Annotated in this window: 19 protein-coding genes; 6 read left to right on the plus strand and 13 right to left on the minus strand. The window is 37.3% G+C overall.

Going from position 1 to position 19,217, the window contains the following annotated elements; translation table 11 throughout:
- Positions 1 to 13: 13 nt before the first annotated feature.
- From flgK to ACIQX2_RS02495, 8 genes are all read right to left on the minus strand, one after another.
- Complete coding sequence (flgK, locus tag ACIQX2_RS02460) at positions 14 to 1,555, minus strand: flagellar hook-associated protein FlgK (protein ID WP_402846613.1); 1,542 nt, start codon at positions 1,553 to 1,555, stop codon at positions 14 to 16.
- A 12-nt stretch (positions 1,556 to 1,567) separates the two neighbouring features.
- Complete coding sequence (locus ACIQX2_RS02465; protein ID WP_402846615.1) at positions 1,568 to 2,062, minus strand: flagellar protein FlgN; 495 nt, start codon at positions 2,060 to 2,062, stop codon at positions 1,568 to 1,570.
- A gap of 18 nt (positions 2,063 to 2,080) precedes the next feature.
- Positions 2,081 to 2,344 carry a flagellar biosynthesis anti-sigma factor FlgM gene (gene flgM / locus ACIQX2_RS02470; protein ID WP_402846617.1) on the minus strand — a complete coding sequence of 88 codons (264 nt, stop codon included), beginning with the start codon at positions 2,342 to 2,344 and terminating at the stop codon, positions 2,081 to 2,083.
- A gap of 211 nt (positions 2,345 to 2,555) precedes the next feature.
- Positions 2,556 to 2,972 carry a TIGR03826 family flagellar region protein gene (locus tag ACIQX2_RS02475; protein ID WP_402846619.1) on the minus strand — a complete coding sequence of 139 codons (417 nt, stop codon included), beginning with the start codon at positions 2,970 to 2,972 and terminating at the stop codon, positions 2,556 to 2,558.
- Between the two features lie 43 nt (positions 2,973 to 3,015).
- Entirely contained in the window at positions 3,016 to 3,639 is a 624-nt protein-coding gene (locus ACIQX2_RS02480; protein ID WP_402846621.1) for a ComF family protein, read from the minus strand.
- Positions 3,636 to 4,688, minus strand: coding sequence for an ATP-dependent helicase ComFA (locus ACIQX2_RS02485; protein WP_402846624.1), 1,053 nt, complete (start codon positions 4,686 to 4,688; stop codon positions 3,636 to 3,638). Before ACIQX2_RS02485 ends, ACIQX2_RS02480 begins: the two co-directional genes overlap by 4 nt.
- A 290-nt stretch (positions 4,689 to 4,978) precedes the next feature.
- Positions 4,979 to 5,818, minus strand: coding sequence for a DegV family protein (locus tag ACIQX2_RS02490; protein WP_402846626.1), 840 nt, complete (start codon positions 5,816 to 5,818; stop codon positions 4,979 to 4,981).
- Between the two features lie 108 nt (positions 5,819 to 5,926).
- Positions 5,927 to 6,508: a nuclear transport factor 2 family protein gene (locus ACIQX2_RS02495; RefSeq protein ID WP_402846628.1), complete on the minus strand. Its 582-nt coding sequence runs from the start codon at positions 6,506 to 6,508 to the stop codon at positions 5,927 to 5,929.
- 130 nt (positions 6,509 to 6,638) lie between these two features.
- On the opposite strand from ACIQX2_RS02495, the gene ACIQX2_RS02500 reads away from it, so the two are divergent.
- Entirely contained in the window at positions 6,639 to 6,764 is a 126-nt protein-coding gene (locus ACIQX2_RS02500) for a hypothetical protein (protein WP_402846629.1), read from the plus strand.
- Positions 6,761 to 7,555 (plus strand): NERD domain-containing protein, encoded by a 795-nt coding sequence (locus ACIQX2_RS02505; protein WP_402846630.1) that lies wholly within the window; start codon positions 6,761 to 6,763, stop codon positions 7,553 to 7,555. The genes ACIQX2_RS02500 and ACIQX2_RS02505 overlap by 4 nt, the downstream gene beginning before the upstream one ends.
- Before the next feature lie 268 nt (positions 7,556 to 7,823).
- Here the strand turns inward: ACIQX2_RS02505 and ACIQX2_RS02510 are convergent, their stop codons facing one another.
- Both ACIQX2_RS02510 and ACIQX2_RS02515 read right to left on the minus strand, forming a co-directional pair.
- Positions 7,824 to 8,498, minus strand: coding sequence for a response regulator (locus ACIQX2_RS02510; protein WP_093059501.1), 675 nt, complete (start codon positions 8,496 to 8,498; stop codon positions 7,824 to 7,826).
- A 35-nt stretch (positions 8,499 to 8,533) separates the two neighbouring features.
- Entirely contained in the window at positions 8,534 to 9,679 is a 1,146-nt protein-coding gene (locus ACIQX2_RS02515) for a sensor histidine kinase (protein WP_402846633.1), read from the minus strand.
- Positions 9,680 to 9,819: 140 nt separating this feature from the next.
- Between ACIQX2_RS02515 and ACIQX2_RS02520 the strand changes: the two genes are divergently transcribed.
- The gene (locus ACIQX2_RS02520) at positions 9,820 to 10,455 is read left to right on the plus strand and encodes a YigZ family protein (RefSeq protein WP_402846634.1); all 636 of its coding nucleotides are present in this window, start codon (positions 9,820 to 9,822) and stop codon (positions 10,453 to 10,455) included.
- Positions 10,456 to 10,567: 112 nt separating this feature from the next.
- Positions 10,568 to 11,614 (plus strand): LCP family protein, encoded by a 1,047-nt coding sequence (locus tag ACIQX2_RS02525; RefSeq protein WP_402846636.1) that lies wholly within the window; start codon positions 10,568 to 10,570, stop codon positions 11,612 to 11,614.
- A gap of 100 nt (positions 11,615 to 11,714) precedes the next feature.
- On the opposite strand, the gene ACIQX2_RS02530 is transcribed toward ACIQX2_RS02525, so the two are convergent.
- The gene (locus ACIQX2_RS02530) at positions 11,715 to 12,764 is read right to left on the minus strand and encodes a glycosyltransferase family 4 protein (RefSeq protein WP_402846638.1); all 1,050 of its coding nucleotides are present in this window, start codon (positions 12,762 to 12,764) and stop codon (positions 11,715 to 11,717) included.
- A gap of 185 nt (positions 12,765 to 12,949) precedes the next feature.
- Between ACIQX2_RS02530 and secA2 the strand changes: the two genes are divergently transcribed.
- Both secA2 and ACIQX2_RS02540 read left to right on the plus strand, forming a co-directional pair.
- On the plus strand, positions 12,950 to 15,316 hold the full coding sequence (secA2, locus tag ACIQX2_RS02535) for an accessory Sec system translocase SecA2 (protein ID WP_402846639.1): 2,367 nt from the start codon (positions 12,950 to 12,952) through the stop codon (positions 15,314 to 15,316).
- Positions 15,313 to 16,194 (plus strand): accessory Sec system S-layer assembly protein, encoded by an 882-nt coding sequence (locus ACIQX2_RS02540; RefSeq protein ID WP_402846640.1) that lies wholly within the window; start codon positions 15,313 to 15,315, stop codon positions 16,192 to 16,194. Before secA2 ends, ACIQX2_RS02540 begins: the two co-directional genes overlap by 4 nt.
- Before the next feature lie 449 nt (positions 16,195 to 16,643).
- Here ACIQX2_RS02540 and ACIQX2_RS02545 read toward each other — a convergent pair whose 3' ends face one another.
- Together ACIQX2_RS02545 and ACIQX2_RS02550 are read right to left on the minus strand one after the other, a co-directional pair.
- Positions 16,644 to 17,735 carry a glycosyltransferase family 4 protein gene (locus ACIQX2_RS02545; protein WP_402846642.1) on the minus strand — a complete coding sequence of 364 codons (1,092 nt, stop codon included), beginning with the start codon at positions 17,733 to 17,735 and terminating at the stop codon, positions 16,644 to 16,646.
- The gene (locus ACIQX2_RS02550) at positions 17,732 to 19,186 is read right to left on the minus strand and encodes an O-antigen ligase family protein (RefSeq protein ID WP_402846644.1); all 1,455 of its coding nucleotides are present in this window, start codon (positions 19,184 to 19,186) and stop codon (positions 17,732 to 17,734) included. Before ACIQX2_RS02550 ends, ACIQX2_RS02545 begins: the two co-directional genes overlap by 4 nt.
- Positions 19,187 to 19,217 lie beyond the last annotated feature (31 nt).

Raw genomic sequence — 19,217 nt, forward strand, 5'->3', positions numbered from 1 at the left:
ATTTATCTCCTTCCTATAGACCTACTCTGCCCATGCCGTTTATGATTTTGTCTAATGTTTCATCAATAACTGTAATCATTCGAGCATTGGCATTATAAGCTTGTTGGAATGTAATCATGTTAGTCATTTCTTCATCAAGAGAAACCGAACTTACAGAAGCCCGATTGTTTTCCACTGTCATTCTTATTGTAGTTGCATTACTTGACATTCTAATTGCCTGCTCTCCATCTACACCAAGTTGACCTATAATTCCTTGATAGAATGATTGAACAGTTGCCCCACTTAAATCGCCTAATTTATTAAATTTCATATTTGCTAATTTAATCGCATTTTTTCCATTACCCACTTCACCTTGTGCGTCAGAAACTGCGATTAGATTTGGATTCTTTATAATTTCCTCAAGTACCGTTATTCCAGCAGCCCCTGTTCCACCAAAGAAATTCTGGTCTTTAACACTAGCAACTGTACCTTCCGCTAAAGTATAGCCATCGAAGTGTATGGCATTAAATTCCTTTATAAACGCATCGGCCATTTTATCTAACTTTGCTAGTGTTTCCGAAAAATAACCGTCCATAGGGGTACCATGACCATATGAATCAATTAATGATAAAAGTTTTCCTTTAGAACCATCCAAATTATCATATCCAATGGGAGCTCTTGAACCAGTTAATGTACCAATATCGGTAATAGTGAACTGTGAAAAACCATTTGTAAGATCAGTACCATCAATTGCTTTGTTAGTAGTATCTTGAGCTGTAATCTGCGAGTAATTCTTTCCTTCAACTAAACTAATTTTACTTCCATCTTTTAATTTAATACTAACTGTCAAGCTACCCTCTGCAATAGCCAGTGCATTTCCACCAGACGGGACACGCGTAGTTTCTACAGGGAAGTATTGTGATAACTCATCGATAAGTGTATCACGTGAATCATACAAATCATTTGGCATATAACCATTTGGTTCAACTGCTTGGATTTGTTCATTTAGAAATGCAATTTGCTTTAAAATAGAGTTTATATCATCCGTAGAAACTTTTATTTCATTTCCAATATTCGCTTGAATATCAGAAAGTTGTTTATGTGTGTAATTAAAGGAATCTGCAAGATGAAGTGCACGTTGGACTACAACTTTACGTGTTGCTGCATTCTCAGGACTACCACTTAAATCCTGAAGAGAATTCCAAAATTGGTCAAAAGCTGCGTTTAAGCCGTAATCAGATGGTTCTGTAACGATATCTTCAATTTGACTTATGGCAGATGAACGTGATTCCCAATAGCCGAGCTTTGTTGTTTCTTGGCGGTATTGACGGTCAATAAACTCGTCACGTATACGCTGAACAGAATGAGCTTGTACACCTGTTCCGATATGACCAGCAGTTTTTGGAGCATTAAGTCCTGTTCCTGGATAGCCTAATGTTGCTTCCATGTTCACGCGTTGTCGTGAATAGCCTATTGTATTGGCATTGGAGATGTTGTGTCCTGTTGTATAAAGTGCGGATTGTTGAGTGAATAAACCGCGTTTACTTGCTTCTAGTCCCATAAATGTGGAGCGCATGGGTTGGCCTCCTTAAGCTTGTGAGTCGAAGTGTGCCTTACCTATGGAAGGAACCTGTACTTCGGATTTCGAGTAGTTTATTTGGTCGGGCTTTGGTCGTAACATATCAAGCGTCATATTGACGAATTGCAGTGATTGGAATGTTAGTTTTTGGTTTAAATCATTTTGGTGTTTTAATGTTTCTAATGTTAATAGTAAATTATTGCGCGCTTTTGTTAGTTGAGCTTTTTCTTCGTCTGTGTTGGTATTTTCCAAGACAAGTGCAACAGTTGGGTTGTCAGTAGGAGCAATTCCTTTTGCTCGAAGGTAATCCGTTACCTCTAGTTGACGCTGTTGTTCAAGCTGTGAAATGCCTGCTACGTGTGCTTGCTCATCCTTGAGCAGCTGGTTAAGACTGTCCATGTCCCCAATTTTGATAGCTTCTGTTTTTTTGTATGCAACTTCAAGTAAGCTTTTGTGAAGCATATCTAGTTTGCTAAGTGATTGCAATATGATATCGATGGACATGTTTGTATGCTCCTTTTATCAGATACGGTAATAATTTAGGATATTAGATGCTAGTTTCTTCGCATCTACTTTGTATGTTCCTGCATCGATATCTGCTTTGATCGCTGCAACTCGTTCTGCTTGTTCTACTTCAACTGGTGATTTTGTTTGCATGCTTTTCGCAGCAGACGAAATTTCTAGTTGATCTGCGGTTGTTTTAGTTGTTTGCTGTGTTTTTTCAACTTGTTGTTGATTGCGTTTGTATGGGTTTATCTGGCTTAAACCAACATTTGTAATTTTCATCGAGTTTCTTCCTCCCCTTATCTGTTCGAAGTGTCTATGTATTATTTCGGCTTGAAATATGAAGTGTTTAGAGTAATTTGAACGATTTGTGTGGAATAGGTCTTGAGAATTAACGTGTCGTGCGGAATTGAAGGGTCTTTTGGGGGAACTAGGACAGTTTTGGGAGTAATTCATTTCAATCTAAGTAAAAACTCCCACACGAGGTGAGAGTTTATTTTCTCTTGCTATCTGCATGGTACGTACCACTTTCTTGGTTTGCTACTCTGTCACGGAATTCTTTTGCTGCATCAAATTGACGAAGACCGGATTTTAATTCTTCCGTACATGAAACGCATAGTTTCCCTGAGTTTGTGATTTTCCCACAATTGTCGCATGGATAACCTAAGTTTGGGAACAGTGCAGGCTGCAGACGATTTTTACGTACCCATTTGTGTAGTAGGGACTCTTCCACACCTGTAACTTCTACAATTCGTTCTACTGTTGCTGCTCGATTTTCACGTTTGCGAAGAAAGCGATATACTACTTCGAAAAGTTTTTCTTCGTTCATAGCGCAGTTATTACATACATCTCTCATTCCTGTATAGTTAAAAAACTCGCCACACGACGGACAATTTTTTAGTTCACCCATGTCGTTACCTCCACAATATATTCTCTTCCTTTATATCGGTTGATTAGCCTTTTATTAAAGTGATGGCATCGACTCTTTTCGCTCCTGAGTCCTTTAAAATCTTTGCGGCATGGTGAATGGTTGCTCCAGTCGTGTATATATCGTCGAATAAAATATAATTTGAGTCTTCGATTGTTTGGGTTGCTTCAAAAAGATTCGCTGTTTTTAAACGTTCGTTTTTTGTTTTCTTTCCTTGAGCTTCAGTGGTAATTTTAGAAAGTAAGTGTTGATAGGAAATTTGTGATGCATTTAGAAGTTCATCGACTTGTGAGAATGTGCGTATTATTAATTTTTCTGAATGCATTGGAATGGGGACGACAATACCTTCTTTGGACTCAAATGCCTGCTGAAGTTTTTGGGCAAATACTTTAGCTAATGCAACGTCCTGAAGGAATTTGTATTGATGTAGATATTCTTTCATGGCTTCATTATAGATGTATAAACAAAAGACTGAGTCGACTGCTCCTTCATAAGTGGTTCCTTGAAAATGAGTAAAATCGATGTTCGTTTGGGATTCCTCAAATTTTCCCGAGCATCTTGTGCAAGTAAATGAATCTATCTCGTATAAAAATAACTTCGACCAGGATGGTGGAGATTTGTAAGGAGTTCTACAGATTAAACAATTCAAGCTCGATTCCACCCTTCTATCGCATCCTGTGCTTTATCCATTTCTCTACTTATGCCATGGTGAAAAAATACAATATCTCCGTCTGGATGCTGCGCTGACCTTCCGACTCGTCCACTTATTTGAATGAGCGCACTGGAAGTATAAATCGGTTGTTCTGCTCCGACTATGGCCACCTGTACATTCTCAATCGTTACCCCTCGTTCTAATATCGTCGTTGTTAGTAAACCAGGTATCTTCTTTTCCCGTAATTGCATGACTAGTTCTTTTCTTTTTGGATGCTCGGCATGGACTCTAGGTATATCTCCTGGGAAATTTTCTAGCATTTCTATAGTAGGGAGAAAGATAAGAAACGGGGTTTTGGTTTCTATTTTTTTATTAATCCATGCTTGTAGTTTTGGATGGATTTTTCCTTTTTTTAGTTGTCTCCTATAGCCCCAAAGACTATCAAGCCTAGGTACTGGAAGGTTGTGACCGTGATATCTTCGTGTGAGAATGGATTGGTTCGTTGTTATTAATGTTTTTGTAGGAGTGGCGGTAACGTAATGAATGGCAGCAAGTGGTTTGGCAGCTTTCGTGACTGCTCGTTGAAGTGTTTCGTCAGCGTAATAAGGAAAAGCGTCTGCTTCATCGACAAATACGACGTCGAAGGCATGTTCAAATCGATAAAGCTGATGAGTTGTTGCGAGTACTAATTCAGCGTAGCCGTATTGGTCTGGTGCGCCTCCGTATAGAGCATGAATTGTTGTATTTGGGAAGACTTTCTGAAAGCGAGGGAATAATTCTAGAATAACATCTGTTCTCGGAGCGGCAACACAAACTCTTTTGCCTGTCTGTAAGCTTGCAAAAATAGCTGGTAATAAAAGCTCAGTTTTCCCTGCGCCGCATACTGCATGAATTAAGTGGGACTCATTTCGTTCGACACTAGAAAGTAGTTCTTCACTTGCCTTTTGTTGAAGTAAAGTTAACTGGCCATTCCATGCAAACACATGAGCGTTCGCGCCGCGTGCAAGCTGCTTGTCCCAAATGAGTAACTCGGAACAACTACTCACCCGTCCCATTCGTATACAATGGCGGCAATAAGTACATATTTGGTTACAGCGAGCACAGTTGAATGAGTGAAAGTAGGATTGATTTGCGTTGTGGCATCTGTTGCATACGTTCTTCTTTGATTGCCAAAAAAGGTTGGGTTCTGTAAATGTAGTGATGCCTTGCCTTAGGTGGATGTGTCCGGAGTTGATATGGGCGTTGATGACTTCGCGTGGGAATGGGGTGTGTTCGCGAAGCCAAATGCGGCCAGTGAGAAATTGTTGCAGCTGTTCGTTCATAGGCATTCTCCTCGTTAGTTTTTGTACCAACCTAGACCCATTGAGCCTTCCCCAAGGTGCGTACCAATTACGGGACCGAAATAGCTGATGGTGAAATCTACGTTCGGCATAGTTGCTTGGAGTTCGTCTTTCCATGCGATCGCTTCGTTTTCGTTGTTTGCATGTATGATGGTTGCTTTTATATTAAATTTATTCGAGTCTTCTTGAAGCATGTCCGAAATACGTTTCATCGCTTTTTTACGCGTACGAACTTTTTCAAACGGAACGATGACTTTGTTTTGGAAGTGTAAAATTGGTTTTACTTGTAGTACAGAGCCAATTACGCGCTCGAAGCTATTTAGCCTTCCTCCACGATGTAAATGGTCTAAGTTATCAACCATGAAGTATGCACGCATTGTTTGTTTCAATGTGTTTAGCTCTTGGATGATTGAGTCTGGAGTTGCACCTTTTTGTGCCATTTCAGCAGCCTTAAGGACGTAGAAGCCTTGGACCATGCACGAAATTTCGGTATCGAATGTGTGTATGTCGATGGAGTCTACTATTTCTCCCGCTTGTTGTGCTCCAGCAAGCGTTCCGCTGATGCCACTTGAAAGGTGGATAGAGATAATTGCATCGTAATCTTTTGCTAGTTGTTCATATGTCTCGATAAATTTCCCTATGGCTGGTTGGGATGTCTTTGGGAGAGCTCCACCAAGCCTGATTTTATCGTAGAATTCTGTGGTGTTGATATCTATTTCTTCCTGGTAGGTGTTATTTCCGATGACAACGCTTAGCGGCACCATATGAATATTCAGTTGGTCACGAATTTCTTTCAGGATATATGCGGTGCTGTCGGTTACGATTGCTGTCTTCATTTTATAAAATCACACTCCTATTTGTAGTTTACTGAATGTGGGTAAAAAATGGAAGCATAAAAAAGCCCCAAACATGATATTTGTCATATATGTCTGGGGAATGCTTTTTTATTCAGTTGATTCACCTATATAATAGACACTTGAAACTAGCCAATTGCCGTCTTCTTTGACAAATACAGTCACTTGGCGACCGTTTTGGCTAAGTTTAGCGCCTGAGTCGATTTGTTCTAGTGAAGTATGAATGTTCGAAAATACTTGAGCTTGTGAATTATTATATTCGATGACGGTGATATTTTCGGCAGTCCGTGTCGTGTCAAAATCATGGAACGTTTTTTCAACCATAATTTTTTCGTCATCGTAGTTGAAACCTTCAGGATTTTTTGAGATTGTTTTCATGTAACGTTCAACATCTTCTTCGTTGAATGATTCCATGTATTCTGTGAAGGAATCAATTAGGGCCGATTTTTCCTTTTCTGGTACATTCGTCGCTTCTTCAATATTGCCACCCGACATTTCGAAGCCTATAGAGGTTTCGCTTTTATCTTCCACACCGTGATCGGTTGTTGTTTGTGTGTTTGATGGAGCGATGTCACTTGCGGAATTAGAGTTTTGTTCTGCATCATCATTGCTATTGCATGCTGCCAGTGTCAGTGCGATGGCTGCTAGTGTAATCGTTTGAATAATTTTCATAGATGTCTCCTCCTGCTGAAGGTTATTTTGTCACATTTAAGACGAAAACTCAATTATTAAGTTCCCACCAATAATAGGTAGAATATTCTGGTATCTGAATGTAAGATATAGGTAGAAAGGAGCTGAAGCATTGAGTGGACATTTTGCATTATTGAAAAGGTTGGACGATGAATCTGGAATGATTGATTTTATTCGTGAGAGATTCGAAAACAGGAAGCTGGAGTTCGAGGCGAGGTTCGGCTTGTTGATCGGTTGAAGGAGCTTCGATTACCTGGTGAGTTACGCGTTTTTTCGGATGTCTGTTTGGATCTCGGTGATTGGAAAGTGCAGATTGACTGTCTGATTGTAACTGACCGGTGCTGTATTGTACTAGAGTCGAAGAATATAAGTGGACGCTTGTATTTTAATGAAGAGCTAGATGAATTTTATAAGGAAGAAAACGGACTAGAGACCCCCTTTTCTAATCCATATTTTCAATTGATGAGGCATATCCGCTTCATGAAAGAATTTCTACGCAACACTCTCCCCCAAATGAAAGTGACTGGCGCTGTCATTTTGACCGCGAAGTCCTCCCGTATTTTGCAAAAACCTACCCATTATCCCATTTATAAATTAGAGAGCATGGTTGAACGAGTTAATAAGATGTACACTAGTTGCGACGGTGCTAGTTTTTCAGAGGAGGAGTTACTTAAGGTTCAAAAGCTGATACTTGAGAAGAGATCGGTTTTTGTATATTCGCCGCTCTGTGAGCATTATCGTATTCCCGTGAGTGAAATCCGGACGGGTGTGGAGTGTCCGAATTGTGGTGTGTTGGGGATGTTACGTACGGGAAAAACTTGGACATGTACCAGTTGCAATAAGCGTGATAGAAATGCTCATAAAAAAGCTGTTGATGATTATTTTCTTCTTATTAATAACAGAATAACGAATAGAGAATTTCGAAAGTTTTGTAAAATCGAATCTATTTATACCGCTTCGAGAATGTTAGGTAATATGGATTTGCAAGTGCATAAAGCTGGCGGAAGAACATATTATTCGAAAAAGTAGGATTATATTTTGGTGTTATTTTTTATAGAGTGAGAATCGCAAGTTGAGTGGTGCTAATCGCAAGTTCAGGACTTCAAATCGCAAATCAAATCGGAGTTTTATGCGAATCGCAAATTCAGCACTTCGAATCGCAAGTTCCATCTCTCGAATCGCAATATACTTCAGCGTAATCGCTAGTTCAGCACTGCTAATCGCAAGTGGACTCACTCTTTATAGAAGGTAACGAAAAAATAACCCCTCTCGCCAATGCGAGAGGGGTTCACTGTTATTATCGAACTTCTACCCAGCCGTTTTTGATGCCGGTTACTACGGCTTGAGTGCGGTCGTTGACGTTCATTTTTTGAAGGATGCTGGATACGTGATTTTTCACGGTTTTTTCGGAGATGAATAATGTTTCTCCGATTGTTCGGTTGCTTTGACCATCTGTTAGTAATTGCAGTACTTCGCATTCACGTTTTGTTAGTAAATGGAATGGACGACGAATTTCTGTTTGATGGAAGCTTCCTTTGTTTTCTCGCTCGCTTAAGCGACGGAATTCTGCCACAAGGTTACGTGTTACTTTTGGATGTAGGTAGGATCCGCCTTTTGCTACTACTTTGATAGCTGAAACGATGGCATTTGCATCCATTTCTTTAAGCATGTATCCAAGTGCACCAGTTTTTAATGCGTGTGAAACATATGATTCGTCATCATGAATCGAAAGGATGATTACTTTTGCTTCAGGGAATTTTTCTAGCAATTCTCCTGTTGCCTCTACCCCATTTTTAGTAGGCATATTAATGTCCATTAATACTACATCTGGTACGTGCTTTTCATACAGACTTAGGACGTCATTGCCGTCGTCACCTTCTGCGATAACTTCGAAAGAATCTTCAAAGTCTAAAATACGTTTTACTCCCTCGCGGAATAGTTGATGATCATCTATGATTATTATTTTTGTCATGTTCATTTCCTCCTATAGTTAAAAAGCCATATTTACTATTCCTCATTTAATGGGATGCTAAACAAAATTGTAGTTCCTTTGCCGGGGGATGAAATAACTTTCATCGATCCTTCTAACAAATCCACCCGTTCTTTCATTCCAATTAAACCAAAAGATTTTTCTTTTGCTACCTCTGGATCAAATCCAGCCCCATTATCTTTGACGATAATATTTATCTTTTGTTTCAACCACTCAACTTTTACCCAAGCTTCTGTAAATTTCCCATGTTTAGTTCCGTTTGTTAAACACTCTTGGACTATGCGGAATATGGCCACTTCAAAATTGGTTCCTAATCTTTTCTCTTCTCCAAAGGTTTGGAAATGGATTTTACCTGTTGGATTGTATTCTTCAATTGTCATTATATACTTTCGAAGCGTCGGTATTAACCCCAAATCGTCTAATGCCATTGGTCGAAGGTCATAAATGATGCGACGGACCTCTGACAAAGCATCGCGAACCATTGTTTTTAGGTCAAGAATTTCTTTCATCGCTTCCGCTCCACCGCGCTGCTCATATGTAAGATTGATCAAATCTGTTCTAAGTAGTACATTCGCTAGCATTTGCGCAGGGCCATCATGAATTTCCCTTGAAAGTCTTTTGCGTTCTTCCTCTTGTGCTTCGATAATTTTCAGGGTGAAATCTTGTTTAATTTTTGCATTTTCTAATGCTTCTCCTACATTTTTCAAATCGGATGTTAAGTAATTCATAACGATATTCACCTGATTGACCAGATGATCGGCACGCTCAATCATTTCTAACAAACCTTGTAATCTGCGTTCTAAATCATCTCTTCGCATTCTTAGCTGCCGTTCCTCACTACGCTTGATGAGAAGATTTATTTGAATTTCATTTGCAGTTTCATAGGCTTGGCGAACTTGTGGTTCATCGTATGAGTCAAAATTCTTAGAGACTTCAGCTAACCGATTTCTAGAAAGCTTCGATTTCGCTTCTAGTAAATCCCCTTCAATAATAACCGCCTCGATATCTCCACGAATAATTTCTAACTCCACTTTCATTTCTTCAAAGCTTTGTCGACTTTGTTCGCTTATAATGAATATATCCTTTTTCGAATGGTCCATCACTTCGACCATCCGATCGAAAATAACATCTAACGACTGCGTTTCAAAATTCATATTCGTCATCTGTTTTTTCTCCTTTATGCGTCCAAATGAGTCCTCATTCACAAATGATGACAAATCCTATTATAGCACTAAGTGACTAAAAATAAATTAAAATTACTTTACAACTATGTTTCAATAGAATCAGGAGGGGAAATATATCTATGAGAAAAGATTACAAAACTGTACAAGGCTATGGTGAGAGTGAAATCGTCATTCAAAAATCACGATTTATCACATATATTAACCGAGCGGAATCCGAAGAAGAAGCACAGGATTTTATTAATAATATCAAAGAAAAGCATAAAAGTGCTAATCATAACTGCTCCGCATATATTATTGGTGAGCATGATAATATACAAAAAGCAAATGATGACGGTGAACCAAGTGGTACTGCGGGTGTACCAATGCTCGAGGTGCTTAAAAAGCAAGGGCTCAAAGATACAGTAGTTGTTGTCACTCGTTATTTTGGTGGCATCAAACTCGGTGGTGGTGGGCTTATCCGTGCTTACGGGAAAGCCACTACAGAAGGAATTGATGCTGCAAAAGTAATAGAGCGTAAACAGCATCATATATTGAAAGTATCGATCGACTATACGTGGTTAGGAAAAGTGGAAAATGAAGTGCGCAATTCTGTCTACCCTTTAAAAGAAATAAATTATGCAGAGCTTGTAGAAGTTTTGGTTTATACAAAAGCGGATGAGGAGCATGCCTTTACAAGTTGGATTGCTGAAATGACTAATGGGCAAGCGCAAATTGAACTTGTCGACAAAGAGTTTCTAGAATTTGTGTTGAATTAAATTTACCTATTATCAATTCCATAGTATAATTAAGGTCATGTCAAATTTAATGAAACTATTTTGTCGATTCTTCGTCCTAAAGCTGTATGAAGAATAAAGGGAGATTATAAAAATGAATAGAAGGTTATATAAAAAGGAGAAAAAGAAGAGCAGTAAAAAACGCAAAATATTAACTATTTCACTCATAATAGTTGCGTCCATGCTTATTTCTTTATCCACCTATGCAGTCTACTTAACTAAGAAAGCCGAGTTAGCAGCTGGCAATGCATTTCAAATTGCGGGCGATCGTGAAAAATCTACTTTGCGTGAAGAAAAAGTAGAACCATTAAATGACAATGTTTCAGTTTTATTTATTGGTATTGATGACAGCGAAGAACGTAATCAGGGCGATGAAAACAGTCGTTCGGATGCCTTAATGCTTGCGACATTAAACAATAAATCTAAAACAGTAAAGTTAGTAAGTATTCCACGTGATTCATATGTTTATATTGATGAAGTCGGTTATAAAGATAAAATTACCCATGCCCATGCATATGGTGGTACACGGGTTGCAATTGAAACAGTCGAAAATTTGTTAGAAGTTCCAGTAGATTATTACGTGAAGATGAATTTTGATGCATTTGTTGATGTTATTGATGCTTTAGGAGGAATCGAAGCCGAGGTTCCTTATAAGTTATTGGAAAAAGATGAAAACAATAAACGAACTGTTCAACTAGAGCCAGGGTTACAGGAATTGGACGGACGAGAAGCATTAGCTTTAGCGAGAACGCGAAAGCTTGATAATGATATCGAACGAGGTAAACGTCAACAAATGATACTTTCTTCTATAATTAAGAAAGCTAGTTCAGCTTCTTCCTTTACTAAATACGGTGAAGTGATAGATGCGGTCGGAGAAAATATGAAGACTGATTTAACATTCGATGAAATGAAATCCTTCTTTGAATATATTAAAGGTGGCGTTCCTCAAATCGATACCTTATCACTTGAGGGCTACGATGATATGTCTACAGGAGTTTATTATTGGAAGTTAGATGAGGAAAGTTTAGAGGAAACTCAAGATTTACTGAAAAGCCATCTTGGTTTACAACCAGAAACAAGCAATATTTCAGACAATGAATCCGATACAAACAATAACTACGCAGTAGATGATCGTCCATAACTGTTAAAGAGCTCTGAAGAAAATTTCTTCAGAGCTCTTTATTTTCATTCAAATACAAAAAAATCCTTTCATTCTACAAACTAGAATGAGAGGATTTTTTTCATGATTTACCTATTGTTCTCACTAAATTAATGAGTGGTTTGTAATTCTTCCCTGCTAAACCAACTGCTTCTACAAAAAACTCAATTGCGATAAGCATGATAACTAATAGTAAGATTGCTCCCCACATCGTTGCTTGGGAGAATATCAATGCAGCAATTCCAAACATTGCTGCTATTGCATAAATAATTAGTACCGTTTGACGATGCGTGAATCCTACATTTATCAAGCAATGATGCAAATGAGATTTATCAGGAGCCATCAATGGCTGTTTTGAGCGATATCTTCGAACAATCGCAAAGAATGTATCCGAAATAGGTACACCAAGCATAATAATAGGAATGATCAAGGCAAACATCGTTACACCTTTAAATCCTAATAAGGCAAGGATGGAAATCATGTATCCAAGGAACAATGCTCCGGTATCTCCCATGAATATCTTCGCTGGATAAAAGTTGAATACTAAGAAACCGAGCGTGCTTGCAGCTAATATAGCTGCCATTGTAGCAACGAATGGATTGCCCATCATAATAGCCATTCCAGCTAAAGTTAAAAGAGCTATCGTAGAAACACCCGCGGCTAAACCATCTAGACCATCGATTAAATTTATTGCATTTGTAATGGCAATAATCCACAAAATAGTAAGTGGTATTGCAAAATATCCAAACTGTAACTCAAAATCTAAAAATGGTATGTTAATAAACTCAATTTGTAATCCACCATATATGGCAACACTTGAAGCTGCTAGAAGCTGTCCAAGTAGTTTTGCTTTTGCAGTAATCTCAAACATATCATCTAAAGCACCTGTAACAATTATGATTAACGCTCCAAGTAACATTGCTTTGTCATACTGACCATCTGGTCTATATACGAAAAATGCGACGAGAAAGGACAAAAAGATAGCTAGTCCACCGAGTCTCGGCATAATATTAGCATGTACTTTTCTATAGTTTGGCTTATCGACCGCTCCAAAGCGAAACGCTAATTTCTTTACAAGTGGTGTAAATAGTACGGATGCGACAAATGCCAACACAAGCGTAAAGGCAAGCATGTCTCTCCTCCTCATCTATATCAAATCATATGTATTATATCACGCTTTTATCAAAATGAAACATTTTTTGTGGAATATTAAATTTTTACTAATTTAAAAGCTTTCGTTCAATTGCAAGTAAAATAGAATTTTCCCTAGAAATTTGATAGAATGTATTAGTGTGTTTAAGTTAAAGGAGAATTCAAATGATTCCATGGTTAAAGCAGAATAATAATACAAGTGCTAGGCAATTAAAAAAGTACTTTAAAATAGTAAAAAAAATTAATGAACTAGAAGAAAAATTCGTTCATTTATCTGATGAAGAACTGAAACAAATGACGTCCATTTTTAAAGAAAGACTAGATAAAAAAGAAACACTTCAATCAATAATACCAGAAGTTTTTGCTGTAGTCAGAGAAGCTTCTAAAAGAGTTTTACAGATGCGCCACTTTGATGTTCAGCTTTTAGGCGGTCTTGTTTTAGCAGAGGGCAATATAGCTGAGATGCCTACAGGAGAAGGTAAAACATTAGTAGCCTCTCTTCCATCCTATCTAAAAGCCTTAGAATCAAAAGGTGTTCATGTAATTACAGTAAATGAATACCTAGCAAAAAGAGATTTCGAACAAATTGGACAAATCCATCGATTCTTAGGATTAACTGTTGGGATCAATATACCAATGATGACTCCTGAAGATAAGCAACAGGCTTATTTGGCTGATATCACGTATGGTGTAGGAACGGAGTTTGGTTTTGATTATCTTCGCGATAATATGGTGAGCAATCTAGCTCAGAAGGTTCAACGTCCTTTCCATTACGCAATCATAGATGAAGTTGACAGTGTGCTGATTGACGAAGCTAAAACACCTTTAATCGTTGCAGGTAAAACGAGTTCTAGAGCTGAGCTACATTCAATAGCTGCAATTCTTGCTAAACGTTTTAAAATAGAGCAAGATTATGATTTTGATCCTGAAACAAAGGCAACTTCGCTTACTGAGGCAGGCATTGAAAAAGTTGAAGCTGCGTTTAGTATTGATAATCTGTATGATTTGGAACACCAAACTCTATATCATTATGTTATTCAGGCCGTTAGAGCACATGTCATGTTCGAACGAGATGTAGATTATATTGTGAAAGACGATAAAGTTCATTTAGTTGATATGTTCACTGGTCGTATTATGGAAGGTCGATCATTATCGGATGGTTTACATCAAGCGATTGAAGCGAAAGAGAATGTCACTTTAACAGATGAAAACAAGGCCCAGGCTCAAATAACTATTCAAAACTACTTCCGTCTGTATCCTAAGCTTTCTGGTATGACAGGTACAGCTAAAACGCAGGAAAGTGAATTTAGACAAGTATATGGTATGGACGTAATTCAAATCCCAACAAATAGACCGAAAATTAGAGTTGATAAATCCGATTTAGTATTTAATACAAGTGATGATAAATATGCAGCCGTTGCAAAAGAAGCTAAAGCTCGCCATATGAATGGTCAACCTGTTCTTATTGGAACTACTTCTATTTTACAATCAGAAAAGGTTGCAAATTATTTAGACAAAGAAAACTTAAATTATCAGCTTCTGAATGCAAAAAGCATTGAACAAGAGGTCGAGCTGATTTCGGAAGCTGGTCAGCTAAACCAAATCACGGTTGCTACCAATATGGCAGGTCGAGGCACAGATATAGTTCTTGGAGAAGGTGTCGCAGATATTGGGGGTCTCTTTGTTTTAGGAACTGAAAAACACGAAAGCATTCGTATTGACAATCAGTTAAGAGGAAGAGCTGGGCGTCAAGGCGATCCAGGGGAAACACAGTTCTTCATTTCCCTAGAGGACGATATTTTTGTACGGTTTGCAAAAGAAGAAGTCGATAAAATGCAAAAGGTTATTAAGACTGATGCAGAAGGACTTATAAATAACAAAGACATGAGCGAGTTTGTTTCAAGAACACAACGAATTGTCGAAGGATCTCATTTTTCTATGAGAGAGTATAATTTAAAGCTGGACGATGTTATTAACGATCAACGTAATGTTGTTTACTCTTTACGCAACAAAATTCTTCAAAAACAAGATACGGTAGCGTTGCTTCATACTATGGTAGATGAAACAATTAACTTTGTCATTTACGAAGCTTGCCCTGAGGATATAGACTCTTCAGAATGGAATATTTCTTTAATAGAGAGAAATTTAAATTCTCTATTTATAGATCAATTTACTGTAGATACTAATAACCTGAAGATTAAAGAGATTCAAAAACAAGTTTTACCTCACGCTTCAAAGCTTAAAGACTTTATCAGTAATTCTGTAGAAGAAAAAGAACTTGTAGGTACAATCACAAGTGTTATGTTGGGATATGTAGATAATATTTGGATTCAACACTTAGAATCTATGACTCGTTTAAAAGAAGGGATTGGACTTCGCTCGTACCAACAAGAGGATCCTATTAGAATTTATCAACGAGAAGGTCTCGAACTTTTTGAAAAACATTACCAGTCCATGCGACTTTCCATTGTCATTGAAATTATAAATTTTGTTAAGCTAATGGATAAAACGAAAGAGGAGGACAACAATTGAGTATATTCTCTTTGTTCAAAAAAACGAAAACGGCTGGAAAAGATAGCACGATTAACTCGGAGGAGTTATTAGATATAGAGATTTCGGAGAGTAATTCAATCAAAACAGAGCTATCCTATCACCCAAGCTGGAACGTTCCAAAAGAACAGCAATACGTGTTTCAATTTCTGTTAAATGAATTAGAGCCACTGAAACCAAACCAGTTATCATTATCGGGTCTGGAAATTGATAAAGAGGATGATTCTTGGCTTGTAAAAGCCTTTTTCCGAACATCCTTGGCAAAACCAATCGAGTTAGGCTCAGTTGAGTTACTGTTACTAGATACTTCGAATAATGTGATAGCTTCACAACAGTTTGACTTTAGTGAACTTGGTGAAATTCCTGGTAATAGTGCTCGTCCATGGGTGTTTAAGTTTGATAAACCAACGATAGGCTCTGAAGAATTGCCTGCTGAAGGTTGGCAGCTTGCATTTAACTTAAAATCCTTTGAGCCTCATAAATTGGAGCTACATGAAAGTTGGGAGAAATCTCTTCCAAAAGAGCAAAAAGAGGCTTTGGAACAATTGGTTAGCTCGCTACCATCTCTAAAAGAGGACGAAGTAAATATTACTGGAGTTCAGTTAAAAGAACAACCAGATGATGGTTTAGCTGTTACTGTCTTTATTAGAAACGGATCCAACAAGTCACTTAGTTTTCAGCAACTTCCGTTAGTGCTATCAGATGCGAATAACGATATCGTTGCCCAAGGTTCGTTTAAATTAGATAACTTTGAAGTACAATCTAATACAACAAAGCCTTGGACCTTTATTTTTCCAAAAGAGCTTGTAAATAAAGAGGCAAAAAACTTAACTAAATGGACCGTTAAAATCAATCAATAAAAGAACAAAAGCACAAGCACCTATGTCAGCCCCAAAAAGCGCTGGAAGAATAGCAATAAAGGCGTGGCGCCCCTTGCCTTTATTGCTAGGCTGAGGCGACTCAGGTGGGCTAGGCGCTAGAGTCTGGATGAGGATTCACTTTTGTGATCGACATGCCAAAGCTTTTATTATTCCCTATAGAAAAATAAAAGCTATCGATTTATGGGGTTTCCATAAATCGATAGCTTTTTTAAGTTGGACAAAAAACTAAATGGGCTGCCAACAAAGAATATTCATCCTTTGTTAACAACCCATTTCAGTTTGCTTAATACGATTACCAACCAACCGAGACATTTTTTCATTTATATTATACCAAGAATTCTTTCTACTACTATATTTTAACACATATTTATATATTGACAATAGAAAGCAGCAATAAAATGAAAATCTTTCTTATATTTTTTCAATGCTTATAGCAATTTAGAATACGTATTTCTAGTATCTTTTTCAAGCTGGTTAAGTGAAAACTTTTCTTTTGCATGTTGATAAAGTTTTTCACCCTTCAGATGAATATCGCCTGAAAGTTTAGATGCGTAAAGTTCCTTTAAGGCTTTAACTACCATGTTTAGATTACCTATTGGAACAATATATCCATAGTCCTCAGTTGGCAGCAAAGCCCCTACTCCACCAACATCTGTAGTTACAATTGGTTTCTTTGCACGGGCTGCTTCTAGTAATACAAGCGGAAAGCTTTCGCTATTTGACGTAAGCAACAAACAATCCCCTAACTCAAGAATAGCATGGATATCATTTCTAAAGCCTGTTAAATGAATATAATCCTTTCCAGCTACTTTCTTTGCTAGTGCTTGTCTTTCTGGACCATCTCCAACACAAACTAATTGTACGGGGATACCTTCTTCTTGTAATCTCGTAATTGCATCTATAGCTAAATTGTGATTTTTAATAGGATGATATCTTGCAACCATAACTACAACGAAATCGTTTTGATCTATTCCAAACTCATCTGGTGAAAGCTTTTGATACTCCGGTTCCTGAAAGGATATACCATTATAAATAATACTTATTTTGTTCTTTTCTATCCCAAAGCCCTCTAACATTTCACCAAAGCGATGTGAAACGGCAAAAAAGTGATCTATTTTCTTGATCAAATTCATATTTAGCATCGTAAAGACCTTACCCTTTATACCGCCTTTAACAAAATCTAAAGTTGGATTACTATGAATAGTTGTAACCCACTTAAAAGGACATATCATTCTTGTAAGATAGGCAAACAGATTCGCTCTTGGTCCATGCGTATGAATGAGAGAAATTTTTTCCGCTTTTATTAAATTGGAGAGCTTTTTAACGACGGATAGATCGTATCTTGATTTTTGATTTAAAATTATTGTTCGAATTCCTGCTTTTTTCGCATCTGTAGACAGTAGACCTTCTTCCATCACACATAATATAATCTCTTCTGATGAAAATTGACTTAAGAGTGATATTAAGTGATTTTTAGAACCACCAGTTTCTCCCCCACTAATTAGATGCAAAATGGTCATTTAGAAATTCTCTCCTTCTTACTAACAAACTGTATAAACACTGCTGTTATTATAAAGAAATACATCGTAAAGGTTTTGTCTTCCCACATGTTGTAGATAATTCCACACCAGTAGATTCCCACTAAACTTGCAAGTAAAGGAATGGCATATGGATTTGTTTTTCTGTGCTTCCAGAATAAATGTAACAATCCTAAAAGGAATACCGCAAAAAGTATTACTCCTACAGTACCATTTTGCGCAATTACTTCTATATATTGATTGTCTGCATATATATTTGTCTCAATTTCGTAATCTTTATAGATTGGAGATGAATACGATTTGGAAGCTGAGTCTCCGAATGTCCCAAAACCACTACCTATTATTGGATAGTCTTTATATACTTCAAATCCTTTATACACTACATATAATCTTCCTGTAGTCTTACTTTTCTCGAAGGTAGATTTAGTAAAAGTTTCTCCTAAACGCTCAGATTCCGTTGCGAATCCTGTATCTTCTTCTACACCAGTTCTCACAAAGTTTCCAATATCCGTATTATTATTTATCCATTTACTTATATAAGTAGTTGGCATCGTAACAATCAGGAAGGAAACACCAACTAGAAGCATCGCTTTTACAGGTACCTTCCAAGCTCTCGTAAGTAACGTATATACAACAATACCTACCACTACAGCTATCCAAGTACCTCTACTGTAAGTTAAGATCCAAACCCCGACCATTAAGATTAATGAGATATTTAAGAACCACTGTAATTTATTGTTCGTAACGAATTTCTTTAAATAGACTGTTAAAATCGTTGCAATTGTTAAAAATGTTGCCAGTACATTTGGATTATTTAAAAGTCCATAAATCCGTACACGGTTATTGGATGATAGAGATCTATTGATCCATGTCTCTGGCATTAAAGCAGAACGCATCGATAACTTTTCCACTAATCCTTGAACAACAATTATTAATGCCACAATTAATGTATTCCATAAGAAAGTGATTATATCACTCTTAGTTATGGATAGTCTTTTAACTACATAAAGCAATAAGAAGGTAATAGCAAAAGCACGCAATTGGAATACTATTGCTCCAGCGCTAACCCCCGTGATAAATGATGAAATTGCTCCAATTACTAAAAAAGCAATAAATGCCCATTCAAAAATCTCGAAACGTAATATTTGTTTCCAATTAGATCTAGCATCCCAGACGACACGTATGAAAGCACCAATTATTATAATATCTCCAATTAATTTTAGTGAAGGATTAATCTCTACTAAAAAAGAACGAATTGGGAAATAATAAATTAAAAGAAATAAAGATTCTTTCGGTCTAACAATGGAAATGACTCCTAGAATTAGGGTTATAGCATATGCAGTGATTGGTTGAGGAAATAAAAGTGCGATTAAAAGCAATAGTGCACCTAGTAAAACTATTTTCCAAACTGTACTTATTGATGATTGTTTCATTATATATTTCCTTTCTACTGTTCATTCAAAG

It is taken from the genome of Psychrobacillus sp. NPDC096623 (genome assembly GCF_044762655.1).
Lineage (GTDB): Bacteria > Bacillota > Bacilli > Bacillales_A > Planococcaceae > Psychrobacillus.